The organism is Sodalis endosymbiont of Henestaris halophilus (assembly GCF_900161835.1).
Lineage (GTDB): Bacteria > Pseudomonadota > Gammaproteobacteria > Enterobacterales > Enterobacteriaceae.
The window spans coordinates 581833-604317 of record NZ_LT897836.1; the positions used below are offsets into that span (position 1 = coordinate 581833).

Genomic DNA, 22485 nt, shown 5'->3' on the forward strand with positions numbered 1-22485 from the left:
TGTAAATTGATGTGCCAGAGCAATAATGAGCCAGCGATATTTTTTAGAGTTATCATGTAACCCCCGATAGGGTATTAGCCACTGAAGTCTCTAAAATATTGTGCGGTTAATATGATACAATATAACCGTCAGTTATATCAATGATATTGAATATATAAATTATGTAATAACTAATTTTATAGTCAATATAAATGCATCCAAAGCGATGCGAAAGGCACGGTTGTGTACTCATGTGAAGAATATTGACTTGCGTGACAAGAGTTGCTAATAATTGGTTATTTACAATGTATGCTACTGAGCATGAAACAGTAAAATATTACAAAATGATGAGTATAAAGGACTGATGCATGCATATTGTATATCTTCTGCAATTCCCACTTTTCCTCCTTGTTGCATAACCACTTCACTTTAGGCGCGCAGCTATTGTGCAATATTTAACGGCTAACGTTTTGTGATCTAAATTTTTATACAAATATCTATCTGAGCTATCAGGCATCATTTTGTGAGTGGTAAGCGTTAGTGTTAGATTCATGTGATAGTTCTAGGTAAGAGATTATTCGTCCGGGACGATAAAGGTGTCTGTGATTTTTATATACATTTATTTGCGGATAATAACAGCATTTTAGATGCTAGCTAATCTATGATGCCAGAATTATTGCCAGCATTGATGGCACGAAATTATATCCTATAGCAAAAAAGATATGAGTTGGGCGCACTTTTGCTGTACAGCAGTAATTTCAGCGTAAATTTTGTAGCTACTAACAATAAATCAACCGTTAGAATCGTTATTCTATTAATAGAGCTTATGTAGGGGTATTACATATAGCGTATTTGGCAACATGTGAAAAAAATGAAAAGAAATAAATTACTAAGCAATACTTAATTTTATTAAGGGATGCTATGCAATTATTGTTAATAAAAGTATGATGTTATGCTAGGGGTGCGTCACTTGTTACTTGCTATTATTTTGGGTACAAATCAGCACTGTATTATAAAAGCTCTGTAGGAAATTATACGCAGTTACAGAACTAGCTGCGTATTTCTAGCAAGTTGTGCTGTTCCAAAGTCACATCTAGTACTTCTACATCAGCATTTAAGACGATAATAATTACTGCTTTTGCCTGTGCTTCGGTAAAATTGCGTGGTATTTTATTTTAAATGTCCAAATAAACAGTGAGCTCTGAGATAACAGAGCTGAGTTTCCTGCGCAATTGCGGCACAAAAGTTACTAGAAGTGCCGGAAATTTCATGCAGCAATAGGCGAAAAGTATTAAATTGTTACAGATAAATTACATAAAGATACCTACCTAAGTGCTTATTACATTGCCCCTTAACGATGCGTTGACGCGCTTGATTTATTAATTGATGCACAATTAAACTTCTTTTATCTATCATAGTAAAGGGCTTAGCTTATTCATTTCGCGGAAATGTCGGTAAAATCAGATGGGAAAATGCCAATACTGTGGGTAACTTAACGCAAAATCAGGCTAACGAAACTACGTTTGGCGCTTAACTTGCTGAACGCTGCCTAAATGAGTAAACGCTTTATCCGTTCTTTTGTTGTAATATTACGCCTTTATAAACCATTTAGTTTCATAACTACAAAATAATTACATGAAATTCATTATGATGCCATTGATTAATCTCAATTATATATTCAATATACTTTGTTTTTATCCCAGTTTATGACTAAACAAAGCTACTTGAAAATGATCTGTGTCAGAATTATTATTCTGATAAGTTAAAAATTAGGATATGCGGTTATTGATGTTATAATCAGGCTATTAAATTTTGTTTATTTTTTGTGACAGTTGTGCAGTTAGCTATTATAATTGGTCAATCTTGGCATGTGAGGCGCGGTAATTAAACACTAAAATAACTGTTTTGGAAGGTGTAATCACAACGGGATTATTTCCGCCAAAGTACTGAGTTAGGCGATTTGCATGACTATTAAAGATTTTATCAAGGTTTTCTTTGCATGGTAATACTATTTCTCCATACCAGTTTCGTCGATATTCTTCGACCTATTGATTAATGTATAAAACAACAATATTACAATATGTATCGGTAGGTTTTCGAACAAAATACTATCATATATGTGCCAACGAGGCCAGTGTTGTTTCTAAACAACAATTGTACTACATCAATTATGGATATAACACCATCTTAGATAATTAGCGTCATAATGTTTTATCGCTTGTGATTTTATGCTCTATTATTCTCAAGATATAAGTGTATAATATATACTTATTTAAGATAAGTAAGTGAATTATATATTGAAGTAACGATTACTACCATGTTATTTTTATGGCTATGGCGTTATCGTCTAAGATTATTTATTAATTTTTATCACAAACTTTAAGATCAATTTAACTGATACTTGCGATCAATTAATAGCGATCTTTTATCACAATATGTCTGATGTTCCTTTTTATTTTTTAGAAAATAATGTATCAATTGGCCACAACAGAAAATACAAATAAATTAAAGTTTTTAATGATGGCATTAAATAGGTTGCCGTTCTGGCAATTACATAAAAGCCGAATGAGCTTTTAGACTAGCTACTGTACAGGTAAGATTAATATATTTAAACTAGAAAGTAAAGTAGATAATATCCATAATAAATTCTGATAGCCATTTTATTTTAAAAATAAACAGCATATATTAAATCTTAGCACGTTATATTTATGCCATCAGTGATGTAATTAACAAACTAGTCTTGGTAACTTCAGCAACTTACGATTGAAGTTATATTTTCGCATAAACAATCATCACAGAATAAACCATGTGTATTTAATTGCAAATTATCACCAATAATTTATGTTATAACAACAATCAGCAATGTTAGCAAATTTGAATAAGAACTTACCGTTATGAATATTCTTTATAAAAGTCGGCTCGGTGTTATTCAACATCTGTCTTAGACGTAATGTATTGTCATGCATGTTAGAAACCTAAAGGTATTATTTTGTTTTAAAAACATATTTTGTGTTGCGATATTTTAATAATTTATTTACGGTCCCTTAAAGGAGAGGTACATCTTTCTAAGATGACACATTGTTCATGTGGGCTTTGTATATAATATCTGCGGATATGAGTTCGCTAAATGTTGATAACAATTACGTGGCGGTGAATCAGGCCGAATATACCAGGGTGGTAGTGCGTTTTGGGACTTTTGTCTATAGAGCAAAAGCTAAGGTAGCAAATGCTGTTCTTCTTACGCTCTTGCCGTCCCACTAGCGCGGAAAGTAAAGTGATTCTACTTGCCACAATATTACGCATGGTTACCTAACTAGTAGCCCAGTAAGTGCGTATTTTCGTGAAAAGTGCCGTTTTAAAAACATAAACTCTATGCCTGATCGCGTAGACAATAATTATTTTCCAGTATTAATATATCTCCACTACAAAATCTATTATTAGTATCCGATATAGCTCTACTCCCCAGGAGAGACTTGCATAAATTATTCACTGCATCTGTTGATTGAATAGCGGCATCTCAATAAACGCTCTCTACTATTTTAGTATTGTCAAAATAGTATAATTTAATTTATCATTATCAAGTTTGTTTCAACAGTTGGTTAGCTGGAGGACTCGTTCTACTACATGTTTAGATTATAAAAGGTTTGGTGCAACATCGGAAAATATGCGGCAACAAAAGGTAAAGACCCCTTTGGGGGAAGGTCAATATGCAGAGTTTTTCACATATATTATTTTTGCTAACTAGGCCATTTTCGTGCGTAACTTTCATTTCCCGTAGCACTTATGTGCCTAATCTACTCGCAACAAGCAGCTTAGATACGTAATACTTTACGACTAATTAGTTATAATAACATCATGTCTAACTTTGTTTTCTAACTTATGTCACTTTCCTCTGAAAGTAGGATGACTCATATTGCAGGAATTAATGGTATGTCGAAAATGACGATGCCTATTTAAGGATATTAAATACTCAAGATCGCTAATGTTTATTACATTCTTTGGTGGAGTCAAAGCGATTATCGATAAATATGATATTAATCAACGGTTAACTCCATCAATGTTTACAGACCAAGAATAATTCCCTTTAATAGAAGCATGCTGCTATGTTTAATCTATTTTTGTTGTTAACAATGTTAATTGTTTTGCCGTTTACGCCGTTTAGCTCTTCTATTCATATCCGCCCTGATAACTAAGTTGGCAGATATAGTTGCATAGCAAGTCGTAGATAATATTTTATGTCTATTCGTTCACGATACTTTGATTATGAATATATGGCAAGCAGATTATCATACGGATTAAGTTAGATATATTGTCTAAGACCATGGCGAATTCATGCATGATATGCCATGTAGATAAAGCAATCGTTGTTAGGCTTTAGTCTAACATGCATAATGTTTACTTCGCGCTATTGCATAACTAAAGAGTAGAAAACACATTTTGTTAAATTAGATAAATACTGCTATTGATTTTTTTTTGAAGTGTCTGATGCATAAGACTATACGATGTTGTCTATTGGACTAGATGTCAGCGTCGGTGACGTGTTAGTTTTTATGCCAAACACAGAATACTCGAGGTTTATGCCAATGCCTTCATAGGAAGTTAGTTTTTGGCTAATAGTTATAAAATAACGCATATTGATGATATGACGCGCATTTTGCAAAGAGTTTAACTCTTGCGCTACCAGGGGTAATTCTTCAGTTTAATTACATTTACATAGTCCTCTCTGTATTACTTCATGGCCGCTTAGCAGCATTTAAACTGGGCGCCATAAAATATTATCGTTTTATATGCGGTCAGTCTAGGTGTTTAATGCGTCTAACTTTGCGTAATTTTTATCTTTCTGCGTAACCTTTTATAGGATATGCACAACCACCTTTTAACGTTATCATGATGACGGTTTATCATGCCCCCGCATTTATCTGCATTTGTAGCACAGATAATCTACACATTTTTCGTAGCATCAGCAATAAGCTAGAGGTGACGCTGTCTGATAACTAGATTAAAGTGCCTTTCGTTCAGTATTGATCAAGATCAGATAGTTAAAATAAAAAGGAAAGATCTATGAGGTTCATTGCTTCGTATGGTAGTAATGTTAAAATATGATAACGATTAATAGTATTAGCGATGCTAGCTAATACACTAGCGTCACGTTGGTTTGTATATATCCATATTAATGTTATTCTGCAAGAAGTTTATCATTATAGGATAGCATTTCGCCGTAAACCGGACATTAATGAGCAAAAATAACTGGTTGTGCACGCTGCAAGTTAGTGTGGTTGATCATCACAACATCTTGATTGTACGAGATTATTTAAGTATCACTATTTTGCTGCGATTTTTGTATCGTACCAAGCCGCTCTATTACTTTGTTAGCTGTTTTAGCCATATTCGAAGATCGGTCGACGCTTGGTTGTTACTATCCCACCTGATATGCAGATTATTTTCAAGTTGTTTACTTTTGAATTAAGTACTGATTAATTTAACTGTCAATATTTTCTTAGCACTGGTGCTGATGGTCGCCTGTAAGGCGCATGCCTAGCATATGATGCTTTCATATTAAATAAGCTAATTAGTTCTGATCATATTTCATCGTGCTTTAGTCTATTTGGATGTAAACCACGTGAGTTATGAAGATCTGTTAAGCAATATTATTATTGTCAACTATCTAAGGCGCGCATAAACGTGATAAGCAATACTTAGCTTCCGTACTATAAAATATTAAGTAGGTTAATTAGCTTGCTTTTATGATATTAAAAATTCTTCTGCATCTAATGAATAGACTGATGATTGCTGTATCCTAGCATTAATCAGCCTATTTAGCTTTTGGTAATGTATCTTTTTTTTGTGGAGAACTACCATCAGATTACCTGGCCTACCTTTACTTAACACATAATAGCCCCCAGCAGCATGGTAGCATTTTATATCGATTAAACCACTGTTGTCAAAATTATGAAATTCACGGCTAATCGAGTTGTTTGTTTTTATTGTAACTAACAGATTCATGTTTATCGCTGCATTATTTCCTGTATTGCTTGGTTCTAGTTCGGTCATGAAATCTTTGCTATCTTTAATTGCGGCTAACCACGCAAAAGCGTATTCGTCAATACCAGCATCTGCACGCATATGTATCATGATTGCGGTATATTTTGGATATGAGGTTTTCTACACTCCCATCGATGCGGTTAGAGTGAATATCTTAATCTTAGTAAGTAATTAACATAGGATATTTTATAGTCGTTTATCCTTAAATTTAATTTAGGGCAAAACCGTTTTATGAAGAACAGGCAATATCGTAGCTGACATTCTACCTTTTTGTATCTGCGGTAATTTTGCTGATAAATAAGCGTCGATATCTTGGGTATTACCCGGCTATTTCAGTATTTGCTGTTTAATAAAATTTACGCATGCAGGCAGTAGCAAAAACATCTGTGTTAAGTATGTTGTTAGTTACGAGACGATATAGATGCCCCACTGGGCAATTCAGTATTTGCATGCTTATCGTTGGTAATAAATGCTCTTGCCATCATATCAAAATGCCTGTTGTGATATTTTAGTATGAATAGATACAACTAGTTTAAAATCTATAGTGCAAGCGGCTTATGCAACTTTGGGCTGATTTATATTTTGTTTATGACGTATAACGTGCTAGTCTGGTGTACGTCAAGAACACATAGCGGCGACATGCACCACCCGCAATTCTAAAGAGAGAATTGCGGGTAATTTTCGATCAGTATTAACCATCGTGCTTCGCTTTTTTGACTCTAAAGCAGCCATGGTTGTTATCTTCATGTTAATCATAAGTTGCCACGATGATATCGCTGCTTGCTTTTAGAAAAAATACACACAAAATTAATGGCTAACATATTATTTGTTACCAAATTCGCACTAAATTTACTGCCACCAGCTGCAAAATATCTTGCATGCATGGGTTCCCTTAGTATCAGTAAGGTGCCATATGGCTGGTTGCGATCAGTAAAAGCATATAAGTACTTAAGAGAGTAACCGGCGTAATGATTGCACTATAATTGCTAATGGTTATTTGACGTTAATTCTAACCGCAAGATATAGTTAGTTTGCGCATAATAGAATTATATTCTATTAAATGTTAACGAGATGTAAAACAAAAGAATAATCAGCGAGAATATAAACACTGGTAGATTTAGATATCTAAACATTCTTAATGCATGTATTGCGCATAAAGATAATATATGATGCAAATCATATTTAATACAATAGTGATAAATGGTAAATTTAACCAATATTAAGTAGAGGCTTCTCCGCATACTAGGTATTTAGTAAAGTTTAAATAATTTATATTTATTCGTTAAAAATTCAAGTGTCTTATGGCGGAATAGAAAAGTGAATATGTCATCGCTTATGCTTACTTATGGTAAAAAACGAAAAGTTAAAATATAACAGTATTTATTTCTCTTATGGTTCTTGAGATTTTTAACTGACGAAATAACTCATCGCTTGATCAATAAATTGTACTATGTTACGCATGCGAACTATTGATTGAGGCGTTTTTACACGTTTTCACCAGCTAACTGCTTCTTCTGGACTACCGCGATCTACGTAAAAAGCAAAAGTATGAAATCCCAGAAATAGCAAAAATTATTCGTAAGGTTAGGGAGAGATTTATTTAGGTATTATAGAGTGTTAAACTCAACAAAACAACGATGCTGCTTATAAACATAAGATTGCTATCTCGAGTTTAATTAACTTTGCAAGATGTTTTTTGCGCGTTTATTGCACCCCTAAACATACCTTGCACAGGTATGGTATTTAAGCACGTGATAACCTATATGATAGTTATTTATAATATGTTACTACAAAATAAAATGCTATAAAAATTTGCTGTCAAGCATATTCTCATATGCTATATCGTAACATTTTACTGATAAATTTCAATGATATTGCAATGTGATTATTTGCTAAGCGAGATTATTATCTCGCAGTTTATGATGCATTTTAAAATATAATTATTTTGTGTATAAATTATCTTTATATTGTGTGGTATATTTAATTTTTTCATTTTTACATCGCTCTTTTAGAGCGATGTAAAAACCTTATATGGCTATTATTTAGTGAGTGACACTTATGTAAAAGTAAATTATTTTTATTTATTTTATAAGCTGATGATGTTTGATGATATCGGTTTGTTTAAGTCTATGAATATCTATTCGCTATTTTGGTAGCGAATACCGACTATCACAAACTGGTTGCCTGCACTTTTTTAGCAATACATTTGTTGTGATCATTAGATTAATTATAATGCATGTGAAATAAGCATGATAAACCCAATTTTGATAGCTATTTCAGTATGAAGGTACATAGCTTTAAGGAGCTGGTTGGAATTTAAGATAGCTATTTATAATCAGAGTAAAGCCGGATTAAACTTTTTAATTACTTACTTGTACGTATCTTAAGTGCATTAGCTGGGTTTTCCACCGTAGGCAAAACTTGAAGATGCTAGAATGTGGCAGACGATATTCCCTGATATATATAGTATTTATATTTTTTTTAAAACAAATAGACTAAAACATACTAGCTTTTATTTCCTCAAGTTATGTGTAATTGATAGCTTAAGCATATTTACTAATTAGTAATAAGTTACGAGGCTGCTAATTATGCTATCCCTACAGTGCTGGGAGCCAAAAAGAACAACGAATCTAATCGAATAGGCTTTTGCGATAGTAAAAGCGGTAAATACTGCAGGGTAAAAACTGTAATTCGAGAAATTACTCTTGTTTATGTTATTTCAGCCTTGTTTCTAAACACTAAAGCTAGTTAAGTAAATTTTATCGTTTGACCGCGGAGTTAAACAAAACTAATTTAAGAAAGATGAAAAGATTTACTAAGTATTACACTCGATCTACCAATGATTCTTGATCATCTCGGGGGTGTAACTAAAGACAAATCGAATTAGCCTATCTCTTTAATAAGCTTCTTAAAAAGAAGGCCACGGCGTTTTTGCTTATGGAAACAGCGCTCATTTTTTTCTTATTGGAATACTAAAACGTTTATTAAAGCGATCAACACGCCCACCCGTATCAATTATCCGTTGTTTACCTGTATAAAATGGATGGCAAATGCTGCATACATCCAGGTTAAGGTCATGACCAACGGTAGAGTTTATTTTGATGATATTACCGCAAGAACAAGTTGCAGTAATTGTTACGTATTCGGGATGAATCTTTTTTTGCATAACAAATCTCTTTGTCAGATCACGTTACCTTCTAGGTTACTTTAGCTAGAGATAATACGCAAATGCAACGTATAATTTTAATGTCAAATGATGCCAGATGACAACAAAAAGTAACATACTGTACGCTATCATCTCTTTACTTGATACTAGGATGAATGTGTATGAACGTTGTAAACGTCGCGTTACCGGTGCCGTTAGCTCGGACTTTTGATTATTTCCTCCCTGCCAATACCATCATACCTGCTATTGGTGGTCGGGTTTTAGTTACATTTGGTCAACGTCAGGCCATTGGCATCGTCACCGCTATATGTTATCACAGTGATGTAGCCCTAAATAAATTAAAACCTATTATCAAGGTACTAGACAGCGTGTCACTATTTTCGAATAGCTTATGGCGCATACTGAACTGGGCTATAGGTTATTACCATTACCCCGTAGGAGAAGTGTTGTTTCACGCTTTGCCAGTTATGCTTCGTCAGGGTAAACCCGCAGAAATTGCACCGTTATGGCAGTGGTTTGCTACAGAACAAGGACTTCATACGCAGCTTGATAGCCTGTTGAAGAGGGCACCCAAACAGCACTATGCACTTACATTGCTGATGCGTAGGCCAGTTTATCGTCATCAAGTGGGTGAACTACTGCTTTCCGCCCCGGCGCTGCAAGCGTTGCGTGTTAAAGGATTATGCGATTTGCGGCCTAAGAAAATAGATGTAAGAGACTGGCGGCCAGGGTTCGGCATTAACTTAAAACGGATGAGACTGAGTACCGAACAAGCTAAGGCTGTGGAAGCTATTCGTAGCACAAATGATTGTTTCGTTACTTGGTTATTGGCTGGGGTTACCGGCTCTGGGAAAACTGAGGTTTATTTGACAGTGCTGGAAGATATTTTGTTTCAAGGAAAACAGGCGTTAGTGTTAGTGCCGGAAATCGGTTTGACGCCGCAGATCACCGCTCGTTTTCGCGAGCGCTTTAATGCACCCGTAGAAGTCTTGCATTCAAGGCTTAACGATAGACAACGGCTAGCAGTATGGCTAAAAGCGCGGCGAGGCGAATGCGCTATTGTTATAGGAACCCGTTCGGCGTTATTTACCCCATTTGCTCAATTGGGGATCATTGTCATCGACGAAGAGCACGATAGTTCTTATAAGCAGCACGAAGGCTGGCTGTATCACGCCCGTGATCTGGCCGTTATTCTTGCTCGAGAAAACAATATACCAATCATTCTTGGTTCTGCTACACCGTCACTAGAAACTATCTATAATGTGCAGCAAAAAAAGTACCGCCAGCTTACCTTGAGCAATCGTCCTGGCCACACCGAGTGTGTTACACGGCAATTGTTGGACATGAAGACATTGCCGATGACTAAAAATGGATTTTTGGTGCCGTTAATAGATAAAATGAGTAAGCATTTGCAAGCTGGCAATCAAGTCATGCTGTTTCTAAACCGCCGTGGTTTTGCACCGGTATTGCTGTGCCATGAGTGTGGTTGGATTGCAGAATGCCAATTCTGCAATCATTATTATACGTTACATCAACAGTATCGCAAATTGCGCTGCCATCATTGCAACAACCAGCGTCTGTTGCCGTATCAATGTTTTCAATGCGGTACTACCCAGTTGGTAGCGATTGGATTGGGCACCGAACAACTGGAAGCGGTGTTGACACCTTTGTTCCCAGATATCCCGGTTACACGTATCGACCGGGATACCACAGCGCACTTCGGAGCTTTTGAAAATTACCTGGCTCAAGTGCAACGTGGTGGCGCTCGCATTTTAATTGGCACCGAAATGTTGGTTAAAGGTCATGATTTCCCAGATGTTACGCTAGTTACCCTTCTGGACGTGGATGGTGCATTGTTTTCTAGCAATTTTCGTGCTACTGAACGTTTTGCCCAGCTTTATACCCAGGTTGCCGGTTATGCTGGCCGCGAGGGCAAAAAGGGCGAAGTTTTATTACAAACTCACCATCCTGAGCATCCTTTTCTGCAAAAGTTACTACATAATAATTATATGGATTTTGCTAATCAAATGCTAGACGAACGTCGTCAGGCAGATCTTCCTCCTTTTACCAACCATATCCTATTTCGTGCAGACGATCGTGATAACCGACAGGCGCTGCTGTTTCTTGATCAATTATGCCAACTTCTAGACTCCAGTCCGCTACGTGACAACAATTTATGGCTAATGGGACCAATTCCTACATTAGATCATAAGCGCGGTGGACGTTTTCGCTGGCAGTTACTTTTATCTCATCCATCGCGTTCGCATTTACAACGCCTAATTGTAGTTAGTTTACCGCTGATAAACAACCTATCTCATGCAAGTAAGGTAAAATGGTGGCTAGATGTGGATCCTCTCGACGTCTAACGTCGCAGTTTTGTGATCTTGTTAGCCTCATAACGCAATTTGCCTCTGCTAGCTGAAGGTTGGGATATTGATTATAAGTGGTGAGTTGTTTTATGCATGAATAAAGTGCTGTGAGTTCCCACCAGTCGGAATATGTAGAATTATGAAAACGTCGGTACCTGCGCTGAGGGAATGCGACGCAATATGTCGCTTTTGTACAAAATTATTTATGATCTGTTTTTGTTCATAAATGACATACCATGCTTAATCATATATGATTATATCATTAATTTAACAATATTTTGTCTTAGACAGGACTGAGTCAGAAAGACTATATGAACATGAAAAGTTCAGTTTAATAAACTCACTGTATTGTTACTGATTTCCTTAGCTTAGCAAAATATTCTGACTGCCCAATCGGCTATTTTGTTCCTCAGATAAATAACTATTTCCTTTGCAAACAAGAGAATATTATCCTTGTCGTAAAAGATTTGTTCCCTACTCCTATTTAACAGGAGTAAACTATTCGTGTTGGCTCATAAGCAAACACAAGATAAGAATATTAACCGTTAGTTAAACCATAAAACTACTAATTGTAGTGTCACACTAACATTAGTTTACATTCGTACACCACACATTACATGAGTAATTAGCATAAAGTCTATTTTTTCTTTTGATGATCTCATTATTGTTATCAGTATGTTTTTATAAATTCCTTCAAGGGTCGACGGTGAATGCATGATAACTGCTAACTGAAAAAACAGTATACGCACTTTGAACTGACTTGGCAGAAAGATTACCAGCTATATTATCATCCTTAATATCTCACTTCTAAATCAGCCGTTTGTTCGATTGATGCTGTCTTGCATTTCGTATTCTAGTGCTGCGTATCTTATATGGAAATATACTGTGTCGTCCTTACCTTGCGGACTATTTGATTAATTTTAGAACAACAATAAGAAATTTATTTACATACGTATTATAAGCACTTTGGTGATAATTTTGGGTGAGGATCACACTCCTAGGATCAATAAACAGTGCTACGATGGTTCGTATTGACGTATATTTCCGCCACCAATACCCCTCTAGCTATTTTCTTCCTTAGAAAATCAGGGGTTCATAATTTATCTTAGACTCAATCTTTATAGTTTTTGCATTGCAAGAAACGATTTTAATCGTTTGACTGCTGCGTGCCGATTGTGCTAGTTTCTGCGGAAACTTGTGGCAGCGTTTTGTAAGAGTCGCAGATGAATATAGGTACTATGCATCAAGATTGAATCTTCGAGAATATCTGTATAAATCTTTTTCTAGTAAGAGTGCATGTTATTCCGGTATACGACACTGACTTACATGCGCGTAAATTAGTTGGTCGATCCTATAATATTATATACTTACCTCTGATTGTATTTTAGGAAAACTTATACGTACTCACTATCCACATTAATATGTTCTTTTTGTAGCCGGTAAATTGAATGCGGCACTAATAAGGTGATTTGGTGGTATTTTTGACTTACATTCAATTTACGGCCTATACAAAAATATGATTTATTATTTTGTTAATCTGTACAAAAATAAGCTTAAGCATATTATTTGTCATCCGTGCAGTACCTATTGCTCCTTGCTGCAAGCATTAGTGCGATAATTATTTTCTCAGGTTTTGCATTACCGTGCGAAGGATTTTCTATTTTTTTAGATTATTGAACTATCATTAATTTCAATCAGATCTTCACCCTTTCTACGTTGTATACTAGGACTATTTAAATATTCATTTTTCCCATGGTTAAACTGGCAAAAGTCATATGCTTTTGGGGCGAGCGCAAGCAATACTTTTAGCTCTATTGATGTAGCTGATATGTCGAATTTAATCTGGTGTAAGATGGTTCTATATGTTTTTTGATCTGTAATCAAACGGTTGCTTCGAATCTATTTTGATGTATATGCCGCTGCTGTTTTATTAAAAATATCGTTACGAACAATCATTTGATTGTTTTAAAGCCATGCTTATGTTAAGCATTTTGCCGTTTCGTGACTTAATGCGGGATTAAGACTATTAAATTTAGGTGAATGACGATTTTTTTGTCGTTTAATGAAAGATATTTTGTTTCATATTGCTATTTAACATGAAAAAATACAGGGTGCTCTGTAGTGGCCAACAAATTATTGTCGGGGCTATCGTCATCAGATTTTATCCGTGCATTGCTATTAGTTTTGATGTGGTGGACAATAAAATTATTAACCACATCGACGCGTGCTATCTGATTATTATCGTTGATAATTCCACTAGTGGCATAATTGTTATTGAAGTTAACGCTGACACCTTGATTTTATCAGCGACCTTTATCATTAAATTAAAATGTGCCACAAATTGACTTTTTAGATTTTATGGGTAACTGTGTAGCATAAATAGGTGTTTGGGTGAAAGATAAGTGGTTTACTGACGCTTGTGTATTTGGAAAATTAGAATTTTTTTTGTGTCAGTTGGATTAATTACTAGATGCGTGTTAAACGTAACGCTAATCATCAGCATATAAATATATGGAATATTCTATAAATGTTTATGATAAGATAAACATGAAATTGCTACTATGTATTAATATGCTAGCTTTATGCGCTAGCTGCATAGTTCAATTATAGTTAATATAATAAAAAAAATTTTACAAATATTTTGATTAGTTTTTATAATAAAAGTATAATTTATTTATGAGATTGATAGCATTTAACTTATCGAGTAAAATTTAATCAATTAAAGGTGTAAAATAACTTGCTACTGATGTGACTGACATCTAAGACATTACGTCCATTCGACATAACGCACCGCAAACGTCACCTTAAACAGATCATTAATATGCAACCGTATATCTGTACGTTACATTATCATTTGATAGATATGTTGGTTAATGTGCACAAATAAGGCAGTGTTTTGCAAAACTAAAAGAGTATTAACGTCAGCGATAAATTAGCTTTTAATATTGGCGTAAAATTACGAGAAGTGTACTCGGACCTGTTTTCCACACAAAATAAAAACATACCTTGATTATAATTGCTCGGGTTTATGGCTCAAGACCATAAAACTAGCAGCTATAATTTTAGAAATAAGGCACTTATCAATGATGAAAATCGTATTTTATTAAGTTTTTTTTTGCCCTAGATAGGACAGTAATCCGTAAAATAAATGAGTAAAAGATTAATTATAATTTGACGTCATGCTTTTTTTACATAGTCATTCCCTTGTTGAAGAACATATATTTTGATATCATTATTTACTAACTGTTTTTATAACTGATACAACCACCACAAATCATTCAATCCATACGTGATATGCGAAGATTAAGTTTTGTCTCGTGTAGTGTAACAAATACATGCTTACTATTTGTTTTTAATAAATTTATTATTGCCTTAATGTTTTTATTTTACAAAATGAAACGAATTATGAAGCTGTCCGATTGTAGTTTTTTTATTTGAGCTCTGCTAAAAGTAACAAGAACAAGGGAATGAGTTCGTTGTGTTTGAACTATCTTTTTATACCAAATATTCTTATCAGTAGTTGCTGCTTGAATCTAAATTTCTTAGTAAACATAACCAGGATGCATGACTTTAAACAAACTAGCCGAAGATATTTACCAGTTATTGGTTAATTAACAAAGAAAAATATCTTTTAGCGATAAACTTTAACCTATGGAGCATCTAATGACATCAAGAAAAGAGCTTGCTAACGCTATCCGTGCATTAAGCATGGACGCTGTGCAAAAAGCCAATTCCGGACATCCCGGAGCACCGATGGGCATGGCGGATATCGCCGAAGTTCTATGGCGTGATTATATTAATCATAATCCGTCTAATCCAAAATGGGTTGATCGTGACCGTTTTGTACTTTCCAACGGTCACGGTTCAATGTTGCTTTACAGCCTTTTACACCTTACCGGCTACAATCTTCCTATAGAAGAGTTGAAAAATTTCCGGCAATTGCACTCTCAAACGCCAGGTCATCCTGAATACGGCTATACTGATGGGGTAGAAACCACGACCGGACCACTTGGTCAGGGCATTGCTAACGCTGTCGGTTTAGCCATTGGAGAACGCACGCTGGCTGCGCAGTTTAATCGCATTGACCATGAGATTATTAATCACTATACCTATGTTTTCCTCGGTGATGGTTGTATGATGGAAGGTATATCCCACGAAGTTTGCTCGTTAGCTGGCACTATGAAGTTGGGAAAGCTATTGGCGTTTTATGATGATAACGGTATCTCTATCGATGGTGCCGTTGATGGCTGGTTTCGCGATGATACCGCTACTCGTTTTGAGGCTTATGGCTGGCACGTCGTGCGGGGCGTAAATGGTCACGACAGCGATTCTGTTAAGGCGGCTATCGACAATGCCCGCATTATCACTGATAAGCCATCTCTGTTGATGTGTAAAACAGTTATTGCATTCGGTGCGCCAACCAAAGCTGGTACCCATTTCTCTCATGGTGCTCCCCTGGGAGAAGAAGAAGTCGCTGCTACTCGTAAAGCGTTAAACTGGAACTACCAGCCGTTCGTAATACCGGCTGAAATCTACCAGGATTGGGATGCGAAAGAGGTAGGTAAAAAGAAAGAAGCGGCTTGGAATAATAAATTTTCCGCCTATAAAAAAGCCTTTCCTGAGCTTGCGTATGAGTTCAAACGCCGTATGAACAGAGAATTACCGGCAAACTGGCATGCAAAAAGCCAGAAAATCATCGCGCAATTCCAGGCGAAGCCAGCGAAAATTGCCAGCCGTAAAGCCTCGCAGAACGCACTGGAAGCTTTTGGTCCCTTGCTTCCGGAATTTTTGGGCGGGTCAGCGGATTTGGCACCCAGTAATTTGACTATATGGTCAAAATCCACCTATATTAAAGATGATCCTTCCGGTAATTATGCTCATTACGGCGTGCGTGAATTCGGCATGACGGCCATTGGTAATGGTATTGCCCATCATGGCGGTTTCGTGCCTTATACTGCCACTTTCTTAATATTTGTTGAATATGCCCGTAACGCGGTGCGTATGGCAGCGCTCATGAAGACGCGCCATATCATGGTATATACCCATGACTCTATTGGCCTTGGTGAAGACGGTCCAACTCATCAGCCTGTTGAGCAATTGGCCAGCTTGCGCATGACACCAAATATGAGCATTTGGCGTCCTTGTGATCAGGTAGAAACCGCAGTTGCTTGGAAGAAAGCCATTGAGCGGTTTGATGGTCCTACTGCACTTATTTTGTCACGCCAAAATCTTGCGCAGCAAGATCGCACGAAAAAGCAATTAACAGACATAGCTCGAGGGGGCTATGTGCTCAAAGATTGTGAGGGACAACCAGAATTGATCATTATTGCTACTGGTTCTGAAGTGGAGTTGGGGGTAGCCGTTTATAATAATTTAAAAGATGAAGGCCGAAAAGTGCGCGTTGTATCGCTTCCCTCCACTGATGTATTTGATTTGCAAAATGCGGATTATCGCGAGTCTGTTTTACCGAAAGAGGTTACTGCCCGTATGGCCATTGAGGCTGGCATCAGCGATTATTGGTATAAGTATGTTGGCTTAAATGGGCAAATTATTGGTATGACCAGTTTTGGTTTATCAGCTCCGGCTGAAGAATTGTTTAAAGTGTTCGGCTTTACCGTTGATAATGTGCTAAACAAAGCACGTTTGCTGCTGAAATAATTTTCTTTTTGCCTAGTGCCGGGGCTACCTACCGGTTCTACAGTATTTTGCTACCCCGTCGGATTTTGACCTTGTTTAATCTGACGTAAAGTGCTGCTTGCCTCTGCTATACGACCCAAGATCTTCAGTGCGGTCGTGAAGTAACAGATAGTATTTTTTTGTTTTGTAGCACATATCATTGATTAATTTGTATTGTTCGTTAGTGCGTATAGTATGATTTTATCGTTGATGGGCTGTATGAACTCGATCAAAGTTATCCTGCAGAGATCCAAAATATATCCTCGTTGCTTTAGTTTCAATCATGCTAATACATATACGTATAAATCAATATGCCGTATTGCCATACTGATCATTATTAGGGCAATGAACAATATAAAATAATTACATGATTTTTAATCATGACGTTGATATTGTTTGTCTTTAATAATTGTTAGCTATTAACTTGATTCTAGTATCCCTGATAGATGACAAGTAGTATTGACGTCTTCTGCATACGCATTTGTTAATGCGAATATGATGTTTTCAGATATATATAAAAACTTATCGCTTCAGGTTTGATCGCTATATACAGCGATGTAAGATATTTTTCAGCAGAGGAATGTTATTTATTCTGACACTATTACCAGTAGCATACTACAAATAAATATCGGTAAGATTGATGTCGATATTTTGGGTATTGTGGAGTAGATCTTACATAAAATTTTACTGCTTTTAGTTTTTAAGCAGGGTTCAGCTACAAAGCAATACTATATTTATTACTTTATAAGAGTTGACATGGATTGTCACTACATAAAGCAAATATTGATCTTAGATAGGATAGTGAAATTAAGACGCAATAATAAACATTATATGAACCATGTATGATATTGATATATATTATTCGGATCAAAACATTCTGATAACTGGCTAATGCGACAAAATATAGAGCATATTGTGTAGGACATATAACAACGACGAAGCTTATAGGCTGCTTGGTAATTGTATATTAGAGTTATTCTTGAAAGTGTTTTTAAGCCAACATTCCAAAATAATGACTGCTGATCCCGCATCTACCTGACCTTTATCTAGTGCTCGGTAACCGCCGAGCGCAAATAGTTTGGCGCGAGTTTCAATGGTGCTGAGGCGTTCATCGTGCATCACAACCTTAATGTTAAATCGACCATGGAGTCGATTGGCAAATTTGCGCGCTCGGGCGGTTAGTGGTTGTTCGCTACCGTCCATATTCAATGGTAACCCTACTACTACCATGTCCGGCTGCCACTCGTTAAGTAATTTTTCTATTTTTTTCCAGTGAGAAAGGCCATCATGGACCTTCAACGTTGTCAATGGGTTAGCGGTGCAGGTTACTTGTTGCCCAATTGCTACGCCAATGCTCCAGGTACCAAAATCAAATGCCATAAAATGACTGGTGATGACCATCAGTTACAACCAACGTATTTGAACTATAATTGTCAATATTGTGATACTTAGGGAGTGTGACTGCATTTCGCCAATAGGCATCTATAAGAGTGTTAAATAGCATTTCACTATTGCCGGTTTTGTTAATTTAGGTATTTTCCGACAGCACTTCAGCATACCCTAGGTTTTGAACGGCAACGACGAGCATATTTATCTCATCCTTAGATGCTGTATTACAAAATCTTTGGGCACTTAGCATATGGTACATATCCCAAGTATGGAGAGTATATTTTGATCTTACTATGGCACTTTTTGACATCGAACGGCTCAAATGATTTTTTGATAAAAATGCCTCGTAGCTATCATTATTATGCTCGCAGATATTCTATATTTAAGACTTAAACAACAGATTTTTCCGATAGGTATTGGGTATAAGAAAATGATGCTATAAGATAGTGATTTAAGTATGAGATATCAAAAAAATTAAAAATAGATAACGTTTAATATGTGCTAAAAGGTAGATAAGTCACTGGCTGCAAGCGCAATCAGGTTGCGGCTAAATTATTATAGATAGACATCAATCGGTGTTTGCGCTATCTAGGCGTTTTTCAATTGCGTCCATCAACATACTGGTGATAGAAATGGGGAAAGCTGTCTCGATTTCTCTTATGCAGGTAGGACTTGTAACGTTAATTTCGGTCAAGCGATCGCCGATGATATCTAGTCCCACAAACATTAGTCCTTTTTTCTTTAGTACTGGCGCTACGTCGCGTGCGATTTTCCAATCGCTATGGCAGAGCGGACGGACTTCTCCGCGACCACTAGCAGCTAGATTACCGCGAGTTTCACCGTTTTTGGGAATACGTGCTAGGCAATAGGGAACCGTATTTCCATCTACAACCAGCACCCGCTTATCGCCGTCTTTAATCGCCGGTAGATAATTTTGCGCCATGCAGAAATTATTTCCGTATTTGGTTATGGTTTCGATAATTACCGTGAGGTTAGGATCGTCTGGTTTCACGCGAAAAATTGACATACCTCCCATGCCATTAAGAGGTTTCAGGATAATGTCACCGTGTCGTTGCAAAAAGTCGCGAATATGGTCGTCACGACAGCTTACCAGCGTATCTGGCGTATGGCGAACAAACCAGGAAGTGAACAATTTTTCGTTACAGTCCCGCAGGCTCTGAGGTTTGTTGACGATAAACGCTCCCGCTTTTTCCGCGTATTCTAGAATTAAGGTGGCGTAAATAAATTCATTATCAAGGGGGGGATCTTTGCGCATCAGGATCACATCTAGTTTTCCCAGGTTGATATCCTGCTCGCTATTAAAGTTATACCAAGTGTTATCATCTTGTTTTACTGATAGCAGTATGGTGGAGGCCCGCGCTTCGTTGCCGTGCAGATACAATGAGCTTATTTCCATATAGTGAATTTCATAGCCGCGGTGTTGTGCTTCCAGCAGCATGGCGAAGCTACTATCTTTTTTGATAGAAATGGATGAAATTGGATCCATCACGATGCCAAGTTTAATCATTGTTTTATTCTTTATTCCCTAAATTGTTAAAACTCCCTTGTAGGGATGTATGATGGCAATGAGCGCGCTATGTGGTCTTAGTGCTTAACACTTGTGGCATAATTAGATACAAATTTTACGACTATAGGTCGTTTTGATTAAATGCGTAATAGTTATATTATGCCTTCATAAGTTTTATTTCTCCTCTAGTCTTATAGCATGATTTCATCTAGCGTCTAAAACAATGTCGTGGTAATATCACGTACCACCTTGATGAATGTAAAATATTGCAATTCATTTTTACCTGTTAAAATATACCTATTTTAGGTAATGCAGCTATTATTCTTGGTTTTGAGAGTATGCTGCCAACACTTTAACACTCTTTTAACTATTTAAAACGATAGTACTTACCTTTATGATATAAAATGCAATCGTGTCTGCGACAAATAACAAGTTAGTAAAATAATAAAGCATTAAGTAGTTAGTTTTTTCTCGATCTGTAATAGTTTGCAACTACTAATGCAGCCGCATTACAGTTTTTTACCGCTCAGTATGTTATTATGTTAATATACCGTTAAGACTTGCACTAAACATATATAAAAGCATAAAAATTTCATGATGTCACAGGCAATCCTAGTGGGGTTAAAATAGTAGACCTATGTTGCCTGTTAGGTTGTTTTACTAGACAAGATGATTATTAAAACTTCAGTATATGCGTGCGCTCATGCGTTATCAGTTTATCTTTGATGGTGTTCTAGATTTTCTAACAGCAATTGTACTACGTTTTATGCTATTTTAACGCTATAAGCGAGGCGTTAGCCGTAAATTCTACCTTTCTTTTTTATTTATTCGTCGGTGAACAGAAAAGAAAGGTGTTAGTCTTGCGCACCAATTTCTCGAAGGGGCTTGCCCGTCATTAAATTACGTTCGATATGCTCAAGGGAAACATTTTTAGTTTCCGGAATAAGAGAAATCGTCAATATAATAAAAATAACATTCAGCGCGCTATACACCCAGAAGGTGTTAGCATTTCCAAGCGTCTCTAGCATGGTTAGGAAAGTCGCTCCGACTATCATGTTAGCGATCCAGTTAGTGGCAGTTGATACGGTAATACCGAAGTCACGTCCCTTAAGCGGCTGAATTTCAGAACATAGTACCCAAATTAATGGTCCGGCGCTCATAGCAAAGCCGACTATAAACAGCATTAACATAATTATGGTAAAGTATCTTTGAAATTCAGTATCGACACCTAGATGCAATAACGTACCCAACACACCCATACCACCCGCCATGACTAGTAAACCTAATTTTAGAGTCGGTTTACGCCCCCAACGGTCTACCAGACCAATAGCGATAAATGTTGCTAGTACGTTGACAAATCCGACAATTACTGTCCCCCACATTTGGTTAGCCGTACTGGTAAAACCGGCAATTCCAAAAATTTTAGGAGCATAATACATAATAACGTTCATACCGGTAAATTGCTGCATTACTTGTAGTAGAACGCCGAGAAATACTGCGCGTCGAAAATTACTATTATCTTTGAACAGCGCCCAACCACTTTGTTTGATTTTTAAACTTTCACGAATTTCTTCTAATTCTTTATGTACTTGTTCGTTGGAACTGCGAAGCATACTTAGCACTTTTTGCGCTTCATAGTAACGGCCATGAGCTGCCAGCCAGCGAGGGCTGCCTGGTAAAAACAGCACACCGATAAACAGTAAAATTGCAGGAATAGTGATGATACCTAGCATCCAGCGCCAGGAGCCGCTATAGCTAAAAGCGGTATCAGAGAGATAGGCAGCCAAAATACCTATAGTGATCATTAATTGATACATGGAAATCATCGACCCGCGTATCTTTTCTGGTGCGATTTCTGATAAGTAAATTGGAGCTGTGTAGGAAGCGATCCCGACTGCAAGTCCTAGTAAAATACGTGCGATGATTAGCGATTCCACATTCGGCGATAGTGCTGACCATAGCGAACCAACAATAAACAAAACGGCACCGGTTAGTAAGCTAAATTTTCGCCCCAGCTGAGCTGACATCCAGCAGGAGGCCAGCGCTCCTAATGCAGCACCAAGCATCATGGAGCTGACTACCCATTCTTGTTGTTGATTATTAATGTGCAAATCTGTAGACAAGAAAGGCAGCGCGCCTGCGATAACTCCAATATCAAGACCAAATAACAGGCCGGCCAACGCCGCCATAAAACAAACAAAAAAAGTAAAACGAGCATGGGTTCTGCCTAATTTATGTATGGCAGTACTCATAACACCTCCATTTACTACGTAAGTTAATAATTATAAATGTTATTGTAAATGCACACTGATAAAGTGTGATATTAATCACAAGTA

At 36.7% G+C, this 22485-nt stretch carries 9 protein-coding genes; 3 read left to right on the forward strand and 6 right to left on the reverse strand.

The window, feature by feature from the left end; translation table 11 throughout:
* Positions 1-5721: 5721 nt before the first annotated feature.
* The 3 genes from HBA_RS01250 to rpmE all read right to left on the reverse strand — a co-directional run bounded on the left by HBA_RS01250 (position 5722) and on the right by rpmE (position 9187).
* On the reverse strand, positions 5722-6102 hold the full coding sequence (locus HBA_RS01250) for a hypothetical protein (RefSeq protein ID WP_097032234.1): 381 nt from the start codon (positions 6100-6102) through the stop codon (positions 5722-5724).
* Between the two features lie 537 nt (positions 6103-6639).
* Positions 6640-6768: a hypothetical protein gene (locus HBA_RS03575; RefSeq protein ID WP_457920933.1), complete on the reverse strand. Its 129-nt coding sequence runs from the start codon at positions 6766-6768 to the stop codon at positions 6640-6642.
* A 2203-nt stretch (positions 6769-8971) separates the two neighbouring features.
* Positions 8972-9187 carry a 50S ribosomal protein L31 gene (rpmE, locus tag HBA_RS01255; protein WP_097032235.1) on the reverse strand — a complete coding sequence of 72 codons (216 nt, stop codon included), beginning with the start codon at positions 9185-9187 and terminating at the stop codon, positions 8972-8974.
* A gap of 161 nt (positions 9188-9348) precedes the next feature.
* Here rpmE and priA point away from each other — a divergent pair, with 161 nt between their 5' ends.
* From priA to tkt, 3 genes are all read left to right on the forward strand, one after another.
* Positions 9349-11553 (forward strand): primosomal protein N', encoded by a 2205-nt coding sequence (gene priA, locus HBA_RS01260; protein ID WP_097032236.1) that lies wholly within the window; start codon positions 9349-9351, stop codon positions 11551-11553.
* Between the two features lie 2099 nt (positions 11554-13652).
* Positions 13653-13901 (forward strand): hypothetical protein, encoded by a 249-nt coding sequence (locus tag HBA_RS01265; protein WP_097032237.1) that lies wholly within the window; start codon positions 13653-13655, stop codon positions 13899-13901.
* Between the two features lie 1318 nt (positions 13902-15219).
* The gene (tkt, locus tag HBA_RS01270) at positions 15220-17214 is read left to right on the forward strand and encodes a transketolase (RefSeq protein WP_097032238.1); all 1995 of its coding nucleotides are present in this window, start codon (positions 15220-15222) and stop codon (positions 17212-17214) included.
* A gap of 960 nt (positions 17215-18174) precedes the next feature.
* On the opposite strand, the gene ruvX is transcribed toward tkt, so the two are convergent.
* From ruvX to HBA_RS01285, 3 genes are all read right to left on the reverse strand, one after another.
* Complete coding sequence (gene ruvX, locus HBA_RS01275; RefSeq protein WP_097032239.1) at positions 18175-18633, reverse strand: Holliday junction resolvase RuvX; 459 nt, start codon at positions 18631-18633, stop codon at positions 18175-18177.
* Between the two features lie 556 nt (positions 18634-19189).
* Positions 19190-20149, reverse strand: a complete 960-nt coding sequence (gshB, locus tag HBA_RS01280; protein WP_097032240.1) for a glutathione synthase — start codon at positions 20147-20149, stop codon at positions 19190-19192.
* Between the two features lie 854 nt (positions 20150-21003).
* A complete protein-coding gene (locus HBA_RS01285; RefSeq protein WP_097032241.1) occupies positions 21004-22401 on the reverse strand; it encodes a sugar porter family MFS transporter in 1398 nt (465 codons plus the stop codon).
* Positions 22402-22485: the final 84 nt, after the last annotated feature.

Excerpts from the sequence above, each read along its gene's own strand:
- tkt (WP_097032238.1), top strand. The coding sequence starts at position 15,220 with ATGACATCAAGAAAAGAGCTTGCTAACGCTATCCGTGCATTAAGCATG.
- HBA_RS01250 (WP_097032234.1), bottom strand. The coding sequence starts at position 6,102 with ATGCGTGCAGATGCTGGTATTGACGAATACGCTTTTGCGTGGTTAGCC.
- HBA_RS03575 (WP_457920933.1), bottom strand. The coding sequence starts at position 6,768 with ATGAAGATAACAACCATGGCTGCTTTAGAGTCAAAAAAGCGAAGCACG.
- rpmE (WP_097032235.1), bottom strand. The coding sequence starts at position 9,187 with ATGCAAAAAAAGATTCATCCCGAATACGTAACAATTACTGCAACTTGT.
- ruvX (WP_097032239.1), bottom strand. The coding sequence starts at position 18,633 with ATGGTCATCACCAGTCATTTTATGGCATTTGATTTTGGTACCTGGAGC.
- HBA_RS01265 (WP_097032237.1), top strand. The coding sequence starts at position 13,653 with ATGAAAAAATACAGGGTGCTCTGTAGTGGCCAACAAATTATTGTCGGG.
- HBA_RS01285 (WP_097032241.1), bottom strand. The coding sequence starts at position 22,401 with ATGAGTACTGCCATACATAAATTAGGCAGAACCCATGCTCGTTTTACT.
- priA (WP_097032236.1), top strand. The coding sequence starts at position 9,349 with ATGAACGTTGTAAACGTCGCGTTACCGGTGCCGTTAGCTCGGACTTTT.
- gshB (WP_097032240.1), bottom strand. The coding sequence starts at position 20,149 with ATGATTAAACTTGGCATCGTGATGGATCCAATTTCATCCATTTCTATC.